General features: G+C 63.0%; 21 protein-coding genes and 1 tRNA gene. 8 read left to right on the forward strand and 14 right to left on the reverse strand.

Annotation, left to right across the window (positions count from 1 at the left end; all coding sequences use genetic code 11):
• Window positions 1-62: 62 nt before the first annotated feature.
• Window positions 63-138 (forward strand) — tRNA-Ala (locus ACGYK7_RS14975).
• Between the two features lie 321 nt (window positions 139-459).
• Here ACGYK7_RS14975 and ACGYK7_RS14980 read toward each other — a convergent pair.
• Window positions 460-1,224, reverse strand: a complete 765-nt coding sequence (locus ACGYK7_RS14980; protein ID WP_394403335.1) for a sulfite exporter TauE/SafE family protein — start codon at window positions 1,222-1,224, stop codon at window positions 460-462.
• Window positions 1,225-1,366: 142 nt separating this feature from the next.
• On the opposite strand from ACGYK7_RS14980, the gene ACGYK7_RS14985 reads away from it, so the two are divergent.
• On the forward strand, window positions 1,367-3,049 hold the full coding sequence (locus ACGYK7_RS14985) for an acyl-CoA dehydrogenase family protein (protein ID WP_394403336.1): 1,683 nt from the start codon (window positions 1,367-1,369) through the stop codon (window positions 3,047-3,049).
• 67 nt (window positions 3,050-3,116) lie between these two features.
• Entirely contained in the window at window positions 3,117-3,509 is a 393-nt protein-coding gene (locus ACGYK7_RS14990) for an META domain-containing protein (protein ID WP_209216607.1), read from the forward strand.
• On the opposite strand, the gene recO is transcribed toward ACGYK7_RS14990, so the two are convergent.
• From recO to folK, 12 genes are all read right to left on the reverse strand, one after another.
• A complete protein-coding gene (recO, locus tag ACGYK7_RS14995; RefSeq protein WP_394403338.1) occupies window positions 3,493-4,215 on the reverse strand; it encodes a DNA repair protein RecO in 723 nt (240 codons plus the stop codon). The two genes, ACGYK7_RS14990 and recO, sit on opposite strands and share 17 nt — an antisense overlap.
• On the reverse strand, window positions 4,215-4,544 hold the full coding sequence (locus ACGYK7_RS15000; RefSeq protein ID WP_394403340.1) for a DUF1491 family protein: 330 nt from the start codon (window positions 4,542-4,544) through the stop codon (window positions 4,215-4,217). The genes recO and ACGYK7_RS15000 overlap by 1 nt, the downstream gene beginning before the upstream one ends.
• A 15-nt stretch (window positions 4,545-4,559) precedes the next feature.
• On the reverse strand, window positions 4,560-5,468 hold the full coding sequence (era, locus tag ACGYK7_RS15005; protein ID WP_394403342.1) for a GTPase Era: 909 nt from the start codon (window positions 5,466-5,468) through the stop codon (window positions 4,560-4,562).
• The gene (rnc, locus tag ACGYK7_RS15010; RefSeq protein WP_394403344.1) at window positions 5,465-6,151 is read right to left on the reverse strand and encodes a ribonuclease III; all 687 of its coding nucleotides are present in this window, start codon (window positions 6,149-6,151) and stop codon (window positions 5,465-5,467) included. The genes era and rnc overlap by 4 nt, the downstream gene beginning before the upstream one ends.
• A complete protein-coding gene (gene lepB / locus ACGYK7_RS15015) occupies window positions 6,148-6,984 on the reverse strand; it encodes a signal peptidase I (RefSeq protein ID WP_394403346.1) in 837 nt (278 codons plus the stop codon). The genes rnc and lepB overlap by 4 nt, the downstream gene beginning before the upstream one ends.
• 122 nt (window positions 6,985-7,106) lie before the next feature.
• Window positions 7,107-7,520: a holo-ACP synthase gene (gene acpS / locus ACGYK7_RS15020; RefSeq protein WP_394403348.1), complete on the reverse strand. Its 414-nt coding sequence runs from the start codon at window positions 7,518-7,520 to the stop codon at window positions 7,107-7,109.
• Window positions 7,521-7,668: 148 nt separating this feature from the next.
• Window positions 7,669-8,112: a PA2169 family four-helix-bundle protein gene (locus ACGYK7_RS15025; protein ID WP_394403350.1), complete on the reverse strand. Its 444-nt coding sequence runs from the start codon at window positions 8,110-8,112 to the stop codon at window positions 7,669-7,671.
• A 113-nt stretch (window positions 8,113-8,225) separates the two neighbouring features.
• Window positions 8,226-8,978, reverse strand: a complete 753-nt coding sequence (locus tag ACGYK7_RS15030; protein WP_394403354.1) for a pyridoxine 5'-phosphate synthase — start codon at window positions 8,976-8,978, stop codon at window positions 8,226-8,228.
• 100 nt (window positions 8,979-9,078) lie between these two features.
• A complete protein-coding gene (locus ACGYK7_RS15035) occupies window positions 9,079-9,735 on the reverse strand; it encodes a DUF2062 domain-containing protein (protein WP_394403356.1) in 657 nt (218 codons plus the stop codon).
• 37 nt (window positions 9,736-9,772) lie between these two features.
• Complete coding sequence (locus ACGYK7_RS15040; RefSeq protein ID WP_394403358.1) at window positions 9,773-11,911, reverse strand: RelA/SpoT family protein; 2,139 nt, start codon at window positions 11,909-11,911, stop codon at window positions 9,773-9,775.
• 36 nt (window positions 11,912-11,947) lie between these two features.
• Window positions 11,948-12,301, reverse strand: a complete 354-nt coding sequence (rpoZ, locus tag ACGYK7_RS15045) for a DNA-directed RNA polymerase subunit omega (RefSeq protein ID WP_067264606.1) — start codon at window positions 12,299-12,301, stop codon at window positions 11,948-11,950.
• A gap of 70 nt (window positions 12,302-12,371) precedes the next feature.
• Window positions 12,372-12,983, reverse strand: coding sequence for a 2-amino-4-hydroxy-6-hydroxymethyldihydropteridine diphosphokinase (gene folK, locus ACGYK7_RS15050; protein WP_394403360.1), 612 nt, complete (start codon window positions 12,981-12,983; stop codon window positions 12,372-12,374).
• Between the two features lie 123 nt (window positions 12,984-13,106).
• On the opposite strand from folK, the gene ACGYK7_RS15055 reads away from it, so the two are divergent.
• From ACGYK7_RS15055 to ACGYK7_RS15075, 5 genes are all read left to right on the forward strand, one after another.
• Complete coding sequence (locus tag ACGYK7_RS15055; protein ID WP_394403362.1) at window positions 13,107-13,655, forward strand: NYN domain-containing protein; 549 nt, start codon at window positions 13,107-13,109, stop codon at window positions 13,653-13,655.
• Window positions 13,656-13,905: 250 nt separating this feature from the next.
• Window positions 13,906-14,643, forward strand: coding sequence for a helix-turn-helix transcriptional regulator (locus ACGYK7_RS15060; RefSeq protein WP_394403364.1), 738 nt, complete (start codon window positions 13,906-13,908; stop codon window positions 14,641-14,643).
• A gap of 60 nt (window positions 14,644-14,703) precedes the next feature.
• Window positions 14,704-15,654 (forward strand): 4-hydroxy-3-methylbut-2-enyl diphosphate reductase, encoded by a 951-nt coding sequence (gene ispH, locus ACGYK7_RS15065; protein ID WP_394403366.1) that lies wholly within the window; start codon window positions 14,704-14,706, stop codon window positions 15,652-15,654.
• 54 nt (window positions 15,655-15,708) lie between these two features.
• Window positions 15,709-16,173 (forward strand): ribonuclease HI, encoded by a 465-nt coding sequence (gene rnhA, locus ACGYK7_RS15070; protein ID WP_394403367.1) that lies wholly within the window; start codon window positions 15,709-15,711, stop codon window positions 16,171-16,173.
• A complete protein-coding gene (locus tag ACGYK7_RS15075) occupies window positions 16,170-16,793 on the forward strand; it encodes a trimeric intracellular cation channel family protein (RefSeq protein WP_168612655.1) in 624 nt (207 codons plus the stop codon). The genes rnhA and ACGYK7_RS15075 overlap by 4 nt, the downstream gene beginning before the upstream one ends.
• Window positions 16,794-16,803: 10 nt before the next feature.
• Here the strand turns inward: ACGYK7_RS15075 and fmt are convergent.
• A partial coding sequence (gene fmt / locus ACGYK7_RS15080; protein ID WP_394403369.1) for a methionyl-tRNA formyltransferase occupies window positions 16,804-17,481 on the reverse strand: 678 nt, incomplete at its 5' end.

Raw genomic sequence — 17,481 nt, forward strand, 5'->3', positions numbered from 1 at the left:
CCTCCGCCAGCGCCTAGACAGCGCCACAGAACGACCCGGATCACACGATCACGATCCACGATGGGGCCTTAGCTCAGCTGGGAGAGCGCCTGCATGGCATGCAGGAGGTCAGCGGTTCGATCCCGCTAGGCTCCACCATCACCCTCCGTTTCTATTTTTGCTATGCTTCGCCCGATAGAGGGGCTGACTGACGCGCATCCGCTGCGCGGCTACTCTGAGTCAGCGGTTCGATCCCGCTAGGCTCCACCAAGCCTTTTGCAAAGCAAAAGGCGTCGCGCGGCAGTCGCTTCGCAGAAGCGATGAGAGCGCAAATTCACCCTACTCAAAATCGGACACTGCTAGCGCCTAGCTGCATACGATGCTTTGCGATCGTTTCCTGAGGGTCATCTCCTGCCCGCAGGCAGGCGATGGCCCGGCGCCTGCGACTTGTTTCCGGGCCCGGGGGGCAAATTCAACCGATTAAAAAATCGCCCGCCGGATCAGGTTCAACCCCGCCACCATCAAGACCACCAAAGTCATCTTGCGAAACAGCACCGGATCGACCCGATCCATCACCTTGCTGCCCAGCCAAACGCCCAGCATTACCGGCAGAATCAACAGCGCCGAGAAGGGCCAGGTCTGCGCGTTCAGAACGCCCGAGCCGATATGCGCGACGAGCAGCGCCACCGCGCCCAGCCCGTAGATCACCCCTTGGATCCGCATCTGGTCATGTTTCGCGGTCCCAAGCGCGGTGAGATAGGCCACCGTGGGCGGCCCCCAGATGCCGGAAATCCCCCCGACGGCCCCGGCAAATCCGCCAACCAGCGCCTCGACCTTCGTCGACCGCTGCGCCAGATGGAACTGATGTTTCGACAGTTGCAGCAGCGCAAAGAGCACCACCGGCACGCCGATCATCAGCAGCATCACCGTCGCTGGCACCAGCCGCACCATCTGGGCCGACAGCACCAGCATCATGCCACCGCAGAGCAGAAACACCCAGAACAGTTTGATCGACCGCAACGCGGCCTGCGGCCCCTGCCGCAGCGCTTGGAAGGCATTGGCCAGCACCGTAGGCAGAATCAGCCCGGCCAAGGCCAGATCGGGCGCCATGAAGGTCGTGAGACCGGAAATCAGCACCAATGGCAGGGCAAAGCCTACCACGCCTTTGACGAAGCCGCCGCAAAGACCGATTGCAAGTGCAGCATAAAATTCGAACGGGGTGAGAAAGGGGAAAATACTGTTCATACCGTTACATAGCACCCTCCTCCGGGGCCGCACGTCAAAAATGACCGCGCAAGATTAGAACAAAATGCCGCAGCGAAACGTATCTTTGTTGTGCTGCGACTGCGAAAGGGCTATGCCTATCCCAAGCAAGAAAGGACAGCCCATGGCACATGACGGTCAGGACATGACGATGCATCGCGTAATTCTCGACGATCTGATCGGGCAGACCGGCGCGGCCTTGCCGCCGCTCGACCAGTTGCTCGAAGCCGCCACCGCCGCCGTTCGTGCGCAGGTGAGCGACAGCGGTCGCGTCACGGCCAAGCTGATTGAGGCCAATCAGACCGCCGCCCACGGGCTTGCTTGGCTCGCCACCTATGTCCAAGCCCTTCGGCAGATGCAGCTTTGGGCCGAACGGCTGCAAGCCGAGGGGCGTTTTGGTGAGGTGGAGCAACTGCTGCACCAGATCGCCTTTGGCGAATACATCTGCCAAATCTGCGGCGGCATCCAGATGAACCAAGGGGAGATGCTGCGCCTGCAAGATCTGGGGCTGAGAGCCGAGGATGAGGCGGCACTCGACAGCCCTGCGATCAGCAGCCTGACCCGCGCGGGCAACACCCAAGCCGCGCGCAGCCGTCTGGTCGAACTGATGCAGGAACGCAGCGCCGATGTAACCTTTGGCGTCAGCGGTCTGGATGAAGAGCTTGAGATGATCCGCGACCAGTTCCGCCGCTACGCGGTCGAAAAGGTCGAGCCGCACGCCCATGACTGGCACCTCAAGGATGAGCTGATCCCGATTGAGGTGATCGAGGAACTGGCCGAGATGGGCGTTTTCGGCCTGACCATCCCCGAAGAATACGGCGGGCTGGGCCTGACCAAAGCCTCGATGTGCGTGGTCAGCGAGGAACTGTCGCGCGGCTATATCGGGGTCGGCTCGCTCGGCACCCGCTCGGAAATTGCCGCCGAACTGATCCTCTGCGGCGGCACCGAGGCGCAGAAAGAGAAATGGCTGCCCCGCATCGCCAGCGCCGAAACCCTGCCCACGGCGGTCTTTACCGAGCCGAACACGGGCTCAGACCTCGGCAGCCTGCGCACCCGCGCGGTCAAGGACGGGGATGATTACAAGGTGACCGGCAACAAGACATGGATCACCCATGCCGCGCGCACCCATGTGATGACCCTGCTGGCGCGGACGGACCCGGAGACGACAGACCACCGTGGGTTGTCGATGTTCCTCGCCGAGAAAACGCCCGGCGATGATGCCAATCCCTTCCCCACGCCCGGCATGACCGGCGGTGAGATCGAGGTGCTGGGCTACCGCGGCATGAAGGAATATGAGCTTGGCTTCGACGGTTTCGAGGTGAAGGGCGAGAACCTCCTCGGCGGCGAAGAGGGGCACGGCTTTAAACAGCTGATGGAGACCTTCGAGAGCGCCCGCATCCAGACCGCCGCCCGCGCCATCGGCGTGGCACAATCGGCGCTGGATATCTCGATGCAATACGCCCAAGACCGCAAGCAATTCGGCAAATCGCTGATTAACTTCCCCCGCGTCTCGGGCAAACTGGCGATGATGGCGGTGGAGCTGATGGTGGCGCGGCAGTTGACCTATTACAGCGCCTTCGAGAAGGACGCCGGACGCCGCTGCGACGTAGAGGCGGGCATGGCGAAACTGCTGGGCGCGCGGGTCGCATGGGCGGCAGCCGACAATGGCTTGCAAATCCACGGCGGCAATGGTTTCGCGCTGGAGTACAAGATCAGCCGGGTGCTTTGCGACGCGCGAATCCTCAACATTTTTGAGGGTGCCGCCGAGATTCAGGCGCAGGTTATCGCCCGCCGCCTTCTGGGGTGATCCACCGGGGTTGCAAGCGCCGCGGATGTCAGGGACATAGGCGGCGCTTCACTCCAAAGGACAGCCCATGCGCAGCTTTCTGATCCTCGCCGCCCTCAGCGCCCTGCCGCAATGCCAAGGCGATGAAACCGTCCGCGCCTATGGCGCGGGCGACAAGACTTGGCATCTGGTGGAATTGGACGGCAAGCCCTTCGATGCCCGCGCGACCCTGACCTTCCCAGAGACCGGCAAGATCGCCGGGCAGGCCCCCTGCAACGCCTATAGCGCCGCGATGACGGTGCCCTACCCGTGGTTCGACACAGGCCATATCGCCGTCACGCGCCGCGCTTGCCCCGACCTTGCGGGCGAGACGGCGTTCCTCGATGCGCTGACAGAGGTGACCATCTCGGACGTGCTGGGCGACACGATGATCTTGTCGGACGACAGCGGCGAACGTCTGGTTTTCAAAGCCGCCGACTAAAGGCATCGACAAAGCGCGCGCGGGCTTCCGGCAGGGGTTTGCCGCCCAAGTCCCGCGCCAGATGCGCGGTCAGGAAATGCCCCGTCGTCCGCAGCCCCTGCGCCACCTCAGCATCATTGCCCGCCCCGCCGCGCAGCACAGGCGGCAAAGGCAAAAGCCGGTCCGCCCACTCCCCCGCCCCCTTGGCCGAGACTGCGCGCCCGGTCTTGGGGGAGACATAGATCAGCCCCTCGGTCGCCCCTGTCACCGCACAGGCATCGAGGTCGAGCGCATAGCCCATTTCCTCCAGCAACCGCAGTTCCCACTTGAGGTAGGCCAGCGGCCAGACATCGCCCTGCCCCAACATATCCAGCAGCGCCTCGGTCCGCTGGTAAAGCGCCGGATGCGGCTCGCGTTCGGGCAGGCAAAAGGCCAAGAGCGCGGTGACCGCATTCAGCCCCGCCAGCGCCAGACGGTCCTGCATCGCCACGGCGGCGCGGCTGCGCAAAGGCTCGACGGTGAAGGCGCCGATGTGGTCCTCCAGCCGCGCGCGCCACGCCACATCAAGCTGCGCACCAGGTTGTAGGCTGGGGGCGATCTTGCGGCTGGTGCCGCCACGGACGACGCCCGCGTGGCGTCCCTGAGCGGGGGTGAAAACCTCGATGATGGCAGAGGTCTCGCCATGTCGCCGCGCGCTTAGCAGGATGCCCTGATCGCGCCATTCCATCAGGCGAACCCCGGCTCGTCCAGAAGGTGCCGGCCCTGACGGTCCTCGACCTCGATCACCCAGAGGTCCGGATCGAAGCTGCGTTGGCGGGTGACCGTGGCATCGACCTTGGCCTCGTCGCCGGAAGCCAATTCAACCCAGCGGCGCTCGCCGCTCATCAGATCGAAAGACCGCTGGAACAGCACCGCGCGGCCATTGAGGGTGGAGAGTTTCACCAGCACCGCGCCGCCGGTGTCATCGCCATGGGCCACGACGAAGGCGGGGATGTCCTGCAACCTGAGCCGGGCGAGATAGGCATCGACCCAGAAGCGCGCAGTCAGGCGGGCCATGGCAGACCTTTGGCGTCAGTCATTGCCATCTTTGAAATCCAGGCCCATCTCGGAATAGCGCTCGGCCTCTTCCAGCCAGTTGGCGCGGACCTTCACTTGCAAAAACAGATGCACCTTGCGGCCAAGGAACTCTTCAAGCTCCTCCCGCGCGGCCTTGCCCACGGCCTTGATCGTCTCGCCCTTGTTGCCCAGCACGATGCCCTTGTGGCCGTCGCGCACGACATAGACCAACTGGTCGATCCGGGCGGAGCCGTCCTTGCGCTCTTCCCAGTTTTCAGTCTCAACCGTCAGCTGGTAGGGCAGTTCCTGATGCAGGCGCAGGGTCAGCTTCTCGCGGGTGATCTCGGCGGCGATGTTGCGCATCGGCAGGTCGGCGATCTGATCCTCGGGGTAGAGCCACGGGCCTTCCGGCACCTCGCCCGCCAGCCATTCGCGCAGGGTGTCAGTGCCGTGGCCGCGCTCGGCGGAGATCATGAAGGTTTCGGCGAAGTCGAAGGCCGCGTTCATCTTCTCGGCCAGCCCCAACAGCACCGGCGCCTCGACCCGGTCGATCTTGTTGATCGCCAGCGCCACCCGGCGGCCCTTGGCGATGTTGCCAAGCTCTTCGAGGATGCGCTCCACCCCCTCGGTCACGCCGCGGTGCGCCTCGATCAGCAGCACGATCACATCGGCATCCGCCGCGCCACCCCAAGCGGCGGCGACCATGGCGCGGTCCAGACGGCGGCGCGGCTGGAAGAGGCCCGGCGTGTCGACGAAGACCAATTGCGCATCGCCCTCCATCGCCACGCCGCGAATGCGGGCGCGGGTGGTCTGCACCTTATGCGTCACGATCGAGACCTTGGCCCCGACCATGCGGTTCAGCAGGGTGGATTTGCCCGCGTTGGGCTCTCCGATCAGGGCGACGAATCCGGCACGGGTGGTCATGTGTTGCTCTCCAATTGCCGCAGCAGCGTGCTGGCGGCGGCCTGTTCGGCGGCGCGTTTCGACGGCGCGGTGGCGGCCGCCTCGGCCCCGTTGTCCAGCCGCGCGGTAATGGTAAAGACAGGCGCGTGATCCGGCCCGCTGCGGCCGGTCTGCACGTAGCGCGGTGGGTTCAGCCCGCGCGCCTGCGCCCATTCCTGCAGCGCGGTCTTGGCGTCGCGCGCATCTTCCTTGACGGTCTTCAGCCGGTCGCCCCAAAGCCGCAGCACGAGGTTCTTGGCGGCGTCAAAACCGCCATCCAGATAAACCGCCGCGATCACCGCCTCGATGGCGTCGCCCAGAAGCGCCTGCTTGCGCCGCCCGCCCGAGATCATCTCAGACCGACCGAGCTTGAGCACCTTGCCCAGATCAATCTCACGCGCCACATCGGCGCAGGTTTCCTTGCGCACCAATGCGTTGAAACGCGGGGCCAACTGCCCCTCGGTGGCACCGGGATCAAGCGCCAGCAGCGCTTCGGCCATGACGAGCCCCAGCACCCGGTCGCCCAGAAACTCCAACCGCTGGTTGTCGTCGCGGTTGGCCGAGGACATGGAGGCATGGGTCACCGCGCGCACCAGCAGCTCCGGCTTGGCAAAATGGTGGCCAATCCGTGTCTCGAAGGCTTTGAGGTCTCCGCTCAGTTTCATCTGACTGCTTCGAAGAAGCGGTCGCCGCGCCATGTCCAGAAGAACAGCATCGAACGCCCGGCAGAGCTGAACATGATGCGATCCGCGCGGCCAATGAGGTTTTCAAAGGGCACGAACCCCACACCCCCGGCGCGCTGCGCCAAGCGGCTGTCGGCAGAGTTGTCACGGTTGTCGCCCATGAAGAAGTAATGCCCCTCGGGCACGGTGTAGACGCCCGTGTTGTCCGACTGCTGATTAGTGATGTTCAGGGTCGGGTAGGACACGCCATTGGGCAGGGTTTCAATCTGGCGGCTTTTCACGCAGGCCGCCCGTTGGCCCACGGGGCCGTTTTCACAGCGCGGGCGCAGTTGTTGCGGGCCTTGCGGGGCCATGACCTCTTCGAAAGTGCCCGCATCTTCGACCTTAACCGGGGTGCCGTTCAGGCTGATGACACCGTTTTTGATCTGCACTTTGTCCCCCGGCAGGCCAATCAGGCGTTTGATGTAGTCGCGGCCCGAGACAGGATGACGGAAGACGACCACATCGCCGCGCTCTGGCTCAGAGCCGAAAAGACGGTCGTTATCGCCATCGAAGACACCGCAGACATCCTTGGCGTCAATCTCGATCCCGACACCGGGCAGCATCAGGCTGGGGCATGAGGCATAGGAATAGCCGTAGGCCATCTTGTTCACAAAGAGGAAATCACCGATCAGCAGCGTCTCTTTCATGGAGCCGGAGGGGATCCAGAAAGGCTGGAAGAACAGGGTCCGAAAGACACCGGCGATCAGCAGCGCCCAGAAGATTGTCTTGATGGTTTCGACAAAGGCGTTGCCGGTTTTTTCCTTAGCGGCCATGCGGCGCTCCTGACATATCGGTTTGGGGTTACATGCGGGGCCGTGCGGGCCAAGTCAAGTGACGCGGGGCCGGATCGGCCTGCACCGCGTGCATATGACGCGAAACGGCGGCGCAGGCCACCCTAACGGGCCGGATCGGCAAGAGGGCGCGCTTCGATTACCACGAAAGCCTGCGCCCAAGGGTGATCGTCGGTCAGGGTGACATGGATGATCGCCTCATGCCCCGGCGGGGTCATCGCGGCGAGACGGTCGGCGGCCCAGCCCGTGACCTCCATCACCGGCTGACCGGTGCGCAGATTGCTGACCGCCATGTCGCGCCAAGCGATGCCCATGCGCAGCCCGGTGCCAAGCGCCTTTGAGCAGGCCTCTTTCGCGGCCCAGCGTTTGGCATAGGTGCCCGCCACATCGCGCCGCCGCTCGGCCTTGCGTTGCTCGACCTCGGTGAACACCCGATTGCGAAACCGGTCGCCGAAACGATCGAGCGTAGCTTGGATACGCTCGATATTTGCCAGATCAGTGCCGATGCCGAGGATCATTGAGTGCCATTCTTGCCGCGAGACGGGGCCGATGGCCCTTTGCCTTCAGTAGATCACGCGGCGTGAGCGAGGAAAAGCGGCAATCCAACGCGAAAACGCCGCCCCGCTGAGGCGGGACGGCGTTCAAACGAGCGGCAAAGCGCGGCGCTTAGGCTGCGGCGTGGCGGGCCTTCTGGGCTTTCGCCTCGTCGATGGCGCGCTGAACGGCGGCGCGTTGTTCGGTCAGGAACTCATAGCCGGGGCGGCCAGCCGTGGCTTTGATCGCATCGTCGTAGTTTTCGACCAGAGCGGATTCGCCATTGACGATCTCGTCATAGACCGCCTCGTCATCGCCGGTCACCGCGTCGCGCAGTTTCAGCCATCCACGGTGGGCTGCTGCGGCGGCGGAGCCTTCTTCCGAGACATCGACGCCATCGGCGCCAAGCTGGCGGTGCAATTCTGTATGGAACTTCTCGCGTTCCGCGATGCGCTGGTCGAAGAAGCCGACGAAAGCCGCCTCATCCGAAACCTGCTTGCGGGATTCACGATAGCCGTCGCGGCTGTCGATCAGGCGGGTGTGCAGTTTCTTCAGTGTGTCGATATGGTCGCTCATTGGTGCCTCCTTAGGTTTGTTAACCAGTCTGGCGGCCCAACGCAGTCAAAGCCGCTTTAGGTCCAGAGGGAGGCACCCTTTGAGAGATTTTCCGCCACCGGCGGGGGCCGCGCTCAGCCCTCGCGGGCCTCATCCATCAGGCGGCGCATCTCGGAAATCGCGGGTTCCAACCCGAGAAAGATCGCCTCTCCGATCAGGAAATGCCCGATGTTAAGTTCACGCACCTCGGGGAAAGCGGCGATCGGGGTGACGGTGTCATAGGTCAGCCCGTGGCCCGCGTGCACCTCAAGCCCGAGAGAGGCGGCGAAACGCGACATTTCGCGCAGCTTGTTAAGTTCGACATCCGCCTCATCCCAACGGCCCTCGGCGAAGGCATCGCAATAGGCGCCGGTGTGCAATTCGATCACCTCTGCGCCGATGCGGTTCGCGGCTTCGATCTGTGCACGCTCGGCTGCGATGAAGATCGACACCCGGCTGCCCGCCTCGCGCAGGGGCGCGATGAAATGGGCCAGCTTGTTCTCCTCCCGCGCGACTTCCAGCCCGCCCTCGGTGGTCCGCTCTTCGCGCTTTTCAGGCACGATGCAGACAGCGTGGGGCTTGTGGCGCAGGGCGATCTTTTGCATCTCATCCGTCGCGGCCATCTCGAAGTTGAGCGGGACCGACAGCACCTCCATCAAACCTTCGATATCGGCGTCGGAGATATGCCGCCGGTCTTCGCGCAGATGCGCGGTGATGCCATCGGCCCCGGCCTTTTCCGCGATCTTGGCCGCGCGCAGCGGGTCGGGATAGGCGCCGCCCCGCGCGTTGCGCACAGTCGCCACATGGTCAATATTTACGCCCAATCTCAGCTTTGGTTGATCCGCCATCTCGATTCCCCTTGCATCACTTGCCCCGACCATAGGTCGGAACTTTCGCCAACCCCATAGGGGGAAGCGGTTTTTCCCGAAAATTGATGGCGCGACAGGATCAGTCGGCGTGGCGCTTGGCGTCGGCCTTTTGCGCGGCCTTATGTTTGAGCGCCTCGAACTTGGCTTTGATCATGCCGCGCCGCCGCTTTTGATAGGCGCGCAGCACCGGGACCGAGATGTAATAGGCGATGGAGGCGCAGATCATTCCCGGCAGGATGCCCCCGATCAGATAGGGGTAGAAGACCTGATGGAAAAACACCGTCAGCCCGGTCCAATCCATCTGGGTATCGGTAAAGATCGCGACGAAATTCTCTTGCAGATCGCGCCCGGCGTCGAGAAACTTCCCCCCGAACGAGCGGTGCGCCGTCGGTGCCACGGGCGCGCCGAGGATCCAATGCCCGGTTTGCAGGGCCGCGATGCCAATGGGCACATAGGTCAGCGGGTTGCCAAAAAAGGTGGCCATCAGCGCGGCAAGAATATTGCCGCGCATCACCCGCGCGATCAGCGCGGCCACGATGAAGTGCAGGCCGTAGAAGGGCGTGAAGGTGGTAAAGACCCCAGCCCAGATGCCGCGCGCAATGCGCTCGGGGCTGTCGGGCAGCCGCCGCATCCGGTGTTTGACATAGTGAAACGCACGCGTCCAACCGCCGCGCGGCCACAGAAACTCGGCCAGCGCGCGCAGGGTCGGTTTCGGATCGCGGCGTTTGAAAATCAAGTCTCAGGTCCAGTATCGGCGTTTCGTCTGCGCAGGGTCAGGCGGTCTTTCCCATGCTCATATTGCGGTGCCTGCTGACATCGGCGACCTCACTCTCGGCTTCGAGCGTGGACATCAGCGAATGCAGGTGACTTACGTCTCTGAGATCCACATAGACCACCAGCCGGTAAAAGTCAGGCTTGCGCTCCACAAACTCCAGATCCGAAATATTGGCCGAGGCTTCGCCGATCAAGGTGCAGACCCGCCCAAGTACGCCCGCGCCATTGCCGATGGTGATGTCCAAGGCGCAGGTATAGACCGCCGGGTGGCTGCCATCGTGCCAACGCAGATCGAGCCAGCGTTCGGGCTGGTCTTCGTATTCCGACAGGCGATCGCAGTCGATCGAATGAACGGTCACGCCCTTGCCGCGGAAGGTGATGCCGACGATCCGCTCACCGGGCAGCGGGGTGCAGCAGGGGGCGCGGTCAAAGCTCTGCCCCGGCTCTAGCCCGACGACCGCGCGGCGCACGTCGATCTGTTCGCCCTTTTGCGGGGCAAGGTCGGGATAGACGCATTCCACCACTTCGCGGCCCGTGAGTTCGGAACTGCCAAGCCGCGCAAGCACCTCGTCGGGGCCATTGAGCCGCATGTTCTTCGCCACGGTATGCAGCACCTTATCGGTGGCCTTTTTGCCAACCTGCGCAAAGGCCGAGCGCGCCAATTCGCGGCCCAGTTTGATAAAGCGCTCGCGGTCAACCTCGCGCAGGGACCGCCGGATCGCGGACTTGGCCTTGCCCGTGGTGGCAATGTCGAGCCATGTCACCTGCGGCGTCTGGCCCTGCGCGGTGGTGATCTCAATCGACTGGCCGTTCTTGATCCGGGTCCAAAGCGGCACGCGCATCCCGTCGACCTTGGCCCCCACACAGGCATTGCCGATCCGGGTGTGGATCGCATAGGCGAAATCAATCGGCGTGGCCCCGCGCGGCAGCTTCACCACATCACCTTTGGGCGTGAAGCAAAAGACCTGATCCGCGTACATCTCAAGCTTCACCGCTTCGAGGAAATCCTCGTGATCGGTCTCGGCGTCGAACTGCTCGGTCAGCTGGCTGATCCACTTGGCGGGATCGACGGCAAAGGGGTTTCGGCTGCGCACACCGTCGCGGTAGGACCAATGGGCGGCGACGCCGGTCTCGGCCACGTCATGCATCTGGCGGGTACGGATCTGCACCTCGACCCGCTTGCCGTCGCGGCCTGAAACGGTGGTGTGAATGCTGCGATAGCCGTTGGTCTTGGGCTGGCTGATGTAATCCTTGAACCGCCCCGGCACCGCCCGCCAGCGGCGGTGAATCGCCCCGAGGGTGCGGTAGCAGTCTTCCTCAGAGGCGGTGATGACCCGAAAGCCGTAGATGTCGGACAGGCGCGAGAAGCTTTGCTCCTTCTCCTCCATCTTGCGCCAGATCGAATAGGGTTTCTTGGCCCGGCCAAAAACCTCGGCTTCGATATCGGCCTTCTCCAACTCCACCCGCATGTCGCCGGTGATGCGCTGGATCACATCGCCGGTGTCGCGTTGCAGGGTGATGAAACGGCGAATGATGGAGGCGCGCGCCTCGGGGTTGAGCACCCGAAAGGCGAGATCTTCAAGCTCTTCGCGCATCCACTGCATGCCCATACGGCCCGCCAACGGCGCGTAGATGTCCATCGTCTCCCGCGCCTTTTTGATCTGCTTGTCCGGGCGCATGGATTTGATCGTGCGCATGTTGTGCAAACGGTCGGCGAGTTTGACGAGGATGACGCGCAAGTCCTTGGACATCGCCATGAAAAGCTTGCGGAAATTCTCGGCCTGTTTGGTCTCGGTCGAGTTCAGCTGAAGGTTGGTCAGCTTGGTGACACCATCGACCAATTCCGCCACTTCGCCGCCAAAGAGGCTTTGCACCTCGGCATAAGACGCTTTGGTGTCTTCAATGGTGTCGTGCAGAAGGGCGGTGATGATCGTCGCATCGTCAAGCTGCTGTTCCGTGAGGATCGCGGCGACAGCGACGGGATGGGTGAAATAGGGCTCACCGGAATGACGAAACTGCCCCTCATGCATCCGCGCCCCATAGTCGAAAGCGGCGCGGATCAAGGGTTCGTTGGTACGCGGATTGTAGCCTTGAACGAGAGCGATCAGGTCGTCGGCAGTAATGTCGGCGCTGTTCATGCCATCTGCCTCATAGCCCCGGCCGGGGCGCGGGGGTTAGCCCTGCCCCTGTGCGGCCATCAATTGGCGCAGCAACATTTCTTCGGACATGCTGTCTTCTTCGGGCTTGTCCTCTTCGGCACCCATCAGAAGCGCCATGGCATCTTCTTCGGGCTCATCGACTTCGATCTGGCTTTGGTTGCTTTCGATCAGCCGCTCGCGCAGGTCATCGGCCGACTGTGTTTCTTCGGCGATTTCACGCAAGGAAACGACAGGGTTCTTGTCGTTGTCACGGTCAACGGTCAGCTGCGATCCGGCAGAGATCTCGCGGGCACGATGCGCGGCCAGCATGACGAGTTCGAAACGGTTCGGAACCTTATCCACACAATCTTCGACGGTGACGCGGGCCATGAAGCCTCCAATATCTCATTTACTGCCAGAAGTGCGGTATTTAAGCCGCCTCGGGCAGATTTACAAGCCGTTATTGCAGCCGCCGCACCTCGGCACGATCCCGCTCAGGCAGGGCTTCGAGCAGGGCGCGCACCGGCTTTCCAAGCAGCGGATGCACCCAATCGGGGGCCACATCGGCCAGAGGCACCAAGACGAAAGCACGATCCTGTAGCCGGGGATGTGGCAGGATCAATTGATCCGGCGTGCGGCAGATCTGCGCCTCCAAGGGCAAATCGCGCCACATCTTGTGGGTCTGGCGGTCGGGCAACACGATATCATCGCAGGCCAGCAGATCCAGATCCAAGGTCCGCTGCCCCCAGCGTTGCACCCGTTCGCGCCCCATCTGCGCCTCGATCCGATGCAAGACGCCAAGCGCCTTCTGCGGATCCCAGGGCGCTTCGAGCCATGCGGCGGCATTCACATAGTCCGGCCCCGCCCCTGCGGGAAAGGCCTGTGTATGATAAAAAGCACTGGTGGCGCGAATCACCGCGCCAGACGTTTGCAATAGCTTTAACGCCGATTTCAGCGTTTCCCGAGGGTTACCCACGGAAGATGCAAGGTTCCCACCAAGCGCAACCAGAAGACTATACTTTCGTATAGGCTCTCTACTGCTTAATTCCATATCCCCGGGGTCTTGCGACATCGTTAAAAAGCCTTAGTTATGCACCCTGATGTGGGGGCATCGCCAGAGGTCACGGATTTGTTAATCCGCGGCAATTACAGTTCAAACCGGGAATACGGCGAAGCCTGCCGAAAGGATAGTTTAATGTTCTACAAAGATGAGCGGTTGGCGCTTTTTATAGATGGCTCCAACCTCTACGCCGCGGCAAAGACGCTGGGCTTCGACATCGACTACAAGCTGCTGCGGCAGGAGTTCATGCGCCGCGGCAAGCTGCTGCGCGCCTTCTACTACACCGCGCTGTTGGAAAACGATGAATATTCGCCGATCCGCCCGCTTGTCGACTGGTTGAACTACAACGGCTTTTCCATGGTCACGAAACCGGCCAAGGAATACACCGACAGCATGGGCCGCCGCAAAGTCAAAGGCGACATGGACATCGAACTGGCCGTCGATGCGATGGAACTTGCCCCGCGCGTCGATCACATCGTGATCTTCTCTGGTGATGGTGATTTCCGCCCGTTGGTAGAAAGCCTGCAACGCCAAGGCGTGCGCGTCTCGGTCGTTTCGACGATCCGCAGCCAACCGCCGATGATCTCGGATGACCTGCGCCGCCAAGCCGACAACTTTATCGAGCTTGACGATCTGCGTGATGTGATCGGCCGCCCGCCGCGCGACCCTGCACCGCACGAATAAAAGACGCAACTCCGTTTCGCGCAGAACCATGCCGCCCCCGTGCGGCAGCGGCCTTACTGTGCGTGGCGTCTGGATGATGGGCATACAAATACCAGGCCAGCGACTGCGGCGTCACTGGCCTGTGAAATTTTTAAAATACCCCAGGGAAGATACAATACAGCACATGAACCCATGCGTTCCCCTTGATCCCATACTACCTGCTCCCGTAGAAGTAGACGATCCCCCGAAAAAGGGGGGAAAGTGAGGGAAGATGCTGTTCGATGCCGCAGTACGTTTGGAAAAGCTTCAAGATGTAAGCGCGCTTTGGGATGGGATCGTAAAAACTTTCCGTGAGGCCGGCTTTACCCACGCCGTCCACATCAGTGTCGGGGCGGATTTTAAGGACGCGCAATTCCTGTCCACCATCCCCGATCTCTACGATGATCTCCCGCCCGAGGATGACCCATTCCTGCACCATTCGTGCAACAGCTATGATGTCCTGACGATCGGCCAAGCCTTCGTACACCTCTACCCCGATGTCACCCCGTCCGAGCATTCGCTGATCGCCCGCGCAGGCCGCGAAGGGCTGCATGCCGCCTTTGCCGTGCCGATGCGGCTGAAGGGCTCCGAACGTTTTGGCGGTTTCATCGTTGGCAACGGGATGGAGGCCGAAGCCTTCGAACGCGCCTTTAGCGATATTGCCGAGGATCTGCGCCTTTTTTGCCTGCTGATGCACCGCCGGATCGAAGACCTGACCGGCACCGCGCCCCTGCCCCTGCCCGAGAACCCCTCTGCCTTCGGCAAACTCAGCCCGCGCGAAGCCGAAGTGGTGAACCTGCTGGCCCATGGCTACTCCCGCCAGCAGACCGCGCATCGCTGCAACCTCTCGATCCACACCGTGTCGGACTATGCGAAATCCGGCTACCGCAAGCTTGGCATCCGCAACCGGGCGCAGGCCGCCGCGCTGGTGCACGCCACGGCGGGCGAGCCTGCGCCCAAGTCGGACTGACGGGCTGGACGAAGCGGGCCCAAGCCCTTACCTCTGCGCCAACCGTCCGGAGATTTCGCCATGACCAAACCGCCCCTCACCCTTTACCTCGCCGCGCCGCGCGGATTCTGTGCGGGCGTGGACCGGGCGATCAAGATCGTCGAAATGGCGATCGAGAAGTGGGGCGCGCCGGTCTATGTGCGCCATGAAATCGTGCACAACAAATTCGTCGTCGACGGGCTGCGCGACAAGGGCGCGGTCTTTGTCGAGGAACTCTCCGAATGCCCCGACGACCGCCCGGTGATCTTTTCCGCCCATGGGGTGCCGAAATCCGTGCCCTCGGCGGCGCAGGCGCGCAACATGATCTATGTCGATGCCACCTGCCCGCTGGTCTCCAAGGTGCATATCGAGGCGCAGCGGCACGCGGATGCGGGCCTTCAAATCATCATGATCGGCCATGCGGGCCACCCTGAGACGATCGGCACCATGGGCCAGTTGCCCGAAGGCGATGTGCTGCTCGTGGAAACGCCTCAGGATGTGGCCAGCGTCGCCGTGCGCGATGAGGAGCGTTTGGCCTATGTCACCCAGACCACGCTCAGCGTCGATGACACCGCCGATATCGTGGCCGCCCTACAGGCGCGTTTCCCCGCCATCATCGGCCCGCATAAAGAAGACATCTGCTACGCCACGACCAACCGTCAGGAAGCGGTCAAGGCCATGGCGCCCAAATGCGACGCGATGCTGGTGGTGGGCGCGCCGAATTCCTCGAACTCCAAACGGCTGGTCGAAGTCGGTGCCCGCGCGGGCTGCGCCTATGCGCAACTGGTGCAGCGGGCCGAAGACATCGACTGGCGCGCGCTGGAGGGCATCGGCAGCATCGGCATCACGGCGGGCGCATCGGCCCCCGAAGTGCTGATCAACGAGGTGATCGACGCCTTCAAAGCGCGCTACGACGTGACCACCGATCTGGTCGAAACCGCGCAGGAAAACGTGGAATTCAAGGTGCCGCGCGTTCTGCGCCAACCCGCCTGATTGACCGCCGCGCGCCAGCCGCCTAAACCGCGCTGGAAACTGCCGGAGATACCCATGCCTGACCTCTACGCCTATACTGACGGTGCCTGTTCGGGCAATCCCGGCCCCGGCGGCTGGGGCGTGCTGATGCGCGCGAAGGAGGGCGACAAGATCGTCAAGGAACGCGAGTTGAAGGGCGGCGAGGCGCAGACCACCAACAACCGCATGGAGTTGATGGCCGCGATCTCGGCGCTGGAATCGCTCAGCCGACCGACCGAGATCACGCTGGTGACCGATAGCAACTACGTCAAGAACGGCATCACCGGCTGGATCTTCGGCTGGAAAAAGAACGGCTGGAAGAACGCGGCCCAAAAACCGGTCAAGAATGCAGAGCTTTGGCAACGGCTGGACGCCGCGAACGCGCGGCACAATGTGACGTGGAAATGGGTCAAGGGCCACGCCGGCCACCCCGAGAACGAGCGCGCCGATGAACTGGCCCGCGCGGGCATGGCGCCGTTCAAACCCGGTGGCAAGAAGTGACCCTGCTGGCCCTGTTGGACTATGCCGCCGTGCTGGTCTTTGCCATCACCGGTGCGCTTGTCGCCAGCCGGGCGCAGCTTGATATCGTGGGTTTTGCCTTTATCGCCTGCCTGACCGCCGTGGGCGGCGGCACGATCCGCGACCTCTTGCTCGACCGCAACCCGATCTTCTGGATCGAGACGCCCAGTATGCTCGGCGTGGCCATCGTGGCGGCGCTGGTGGTGTTTTTCACCGCCCACTTGCTCGAAAGCCGCTTTCGCACTCTGATCTGGCTCGACAGTCTGGCGCTGGCTGTCGCTGTCGCGGCGGGTGTCGGTGTGGCGATGGCGCAAGAGCAATCCGCGCCGATCATCATTGTCATGGGCATGATCACCGGCTGTATGGGCGGTCTGATGCGCGATGTGGTGGTGGGGCAATTGCCGTTGGTGCTGACCCAAGGCGAGCTTTACGCCACCGCGGCGCTCTCTGGTGCCGCCGTCGCCGTGCTGCTGGCGCCCTATTTCGATGGCACGCTCTACCCGCTGCTGGCCTGCGCTGCGACGACTTGGGTGCTGCGCGCCGGGTCGCTCTATTTCGGCTGGCATCTGCCGGTCTACAAAAGCACCCCGCCCAAAAGCTGAACGCTCGGCCTTAGCTCAGACGCACACCTGTCGCGATCTGCGCCCCGCGCTGGAACACATCCGCCTCCTGTACGCCTTTGCCCGCGCGCTGTAGCCGCGTCAGCCGCACCGCCCCGTCGCCGCAGGGGATGCGCAACGCCTCCGACAGCACTTCGCCCGGCGCGCCGGTGCCCTCGTCCAGCACCGAGCCGAGGACTTTCACCCGCTGGCCGTCAAGCTCGAACCACGCGCCGGGAAAGGGCGAGAGCCCTCGGATCAAACGATCCACCTCGACCGCCGGGCGGGTCCAGTCGATGCGCGCTTCGGCCTTGTCGATCTTGGCCGCATAGGTGACGCCCTCTTCGGGCTGAGGCTGCGGCGTCAGATCGGTCAGGTGCGACAGCGCCTTGTTGATCGCCACCGCGCCCATGGCGCTTAGCCGGTCATGCAATTGCGCCGTGGTCTCAGCCTTGCCAATCTCGGTCTCTTCGCACAGCAGCACCGGTCCGGTATCAAGCCCCGCTTCCATCTGCATGATGCACACGCCGGTCTTTTCGTCGCCCGCCATGATCGCACGGTGAATGGGCGCGGCCCCGCGCCAGCGCGGCAGCAGGCTGGCGTGGATGTTGAGGCAGCCATGTTTCGGCGCGTCGAGAATGGGCTGCGGCAGGATCAGACCGTAGGCCACGACCACCGCCGCATCGGCCTC

Origin of the sequence: Sulfitobacter sp. 1A15299, from assembly GCF_043556915.1 — a bacterium.
GTDB lineage: Bacteria > Pseudomonadota > Alphaproteobacteria > Rhodobacterales > Rhodobacteraceae > Sulfitobacter.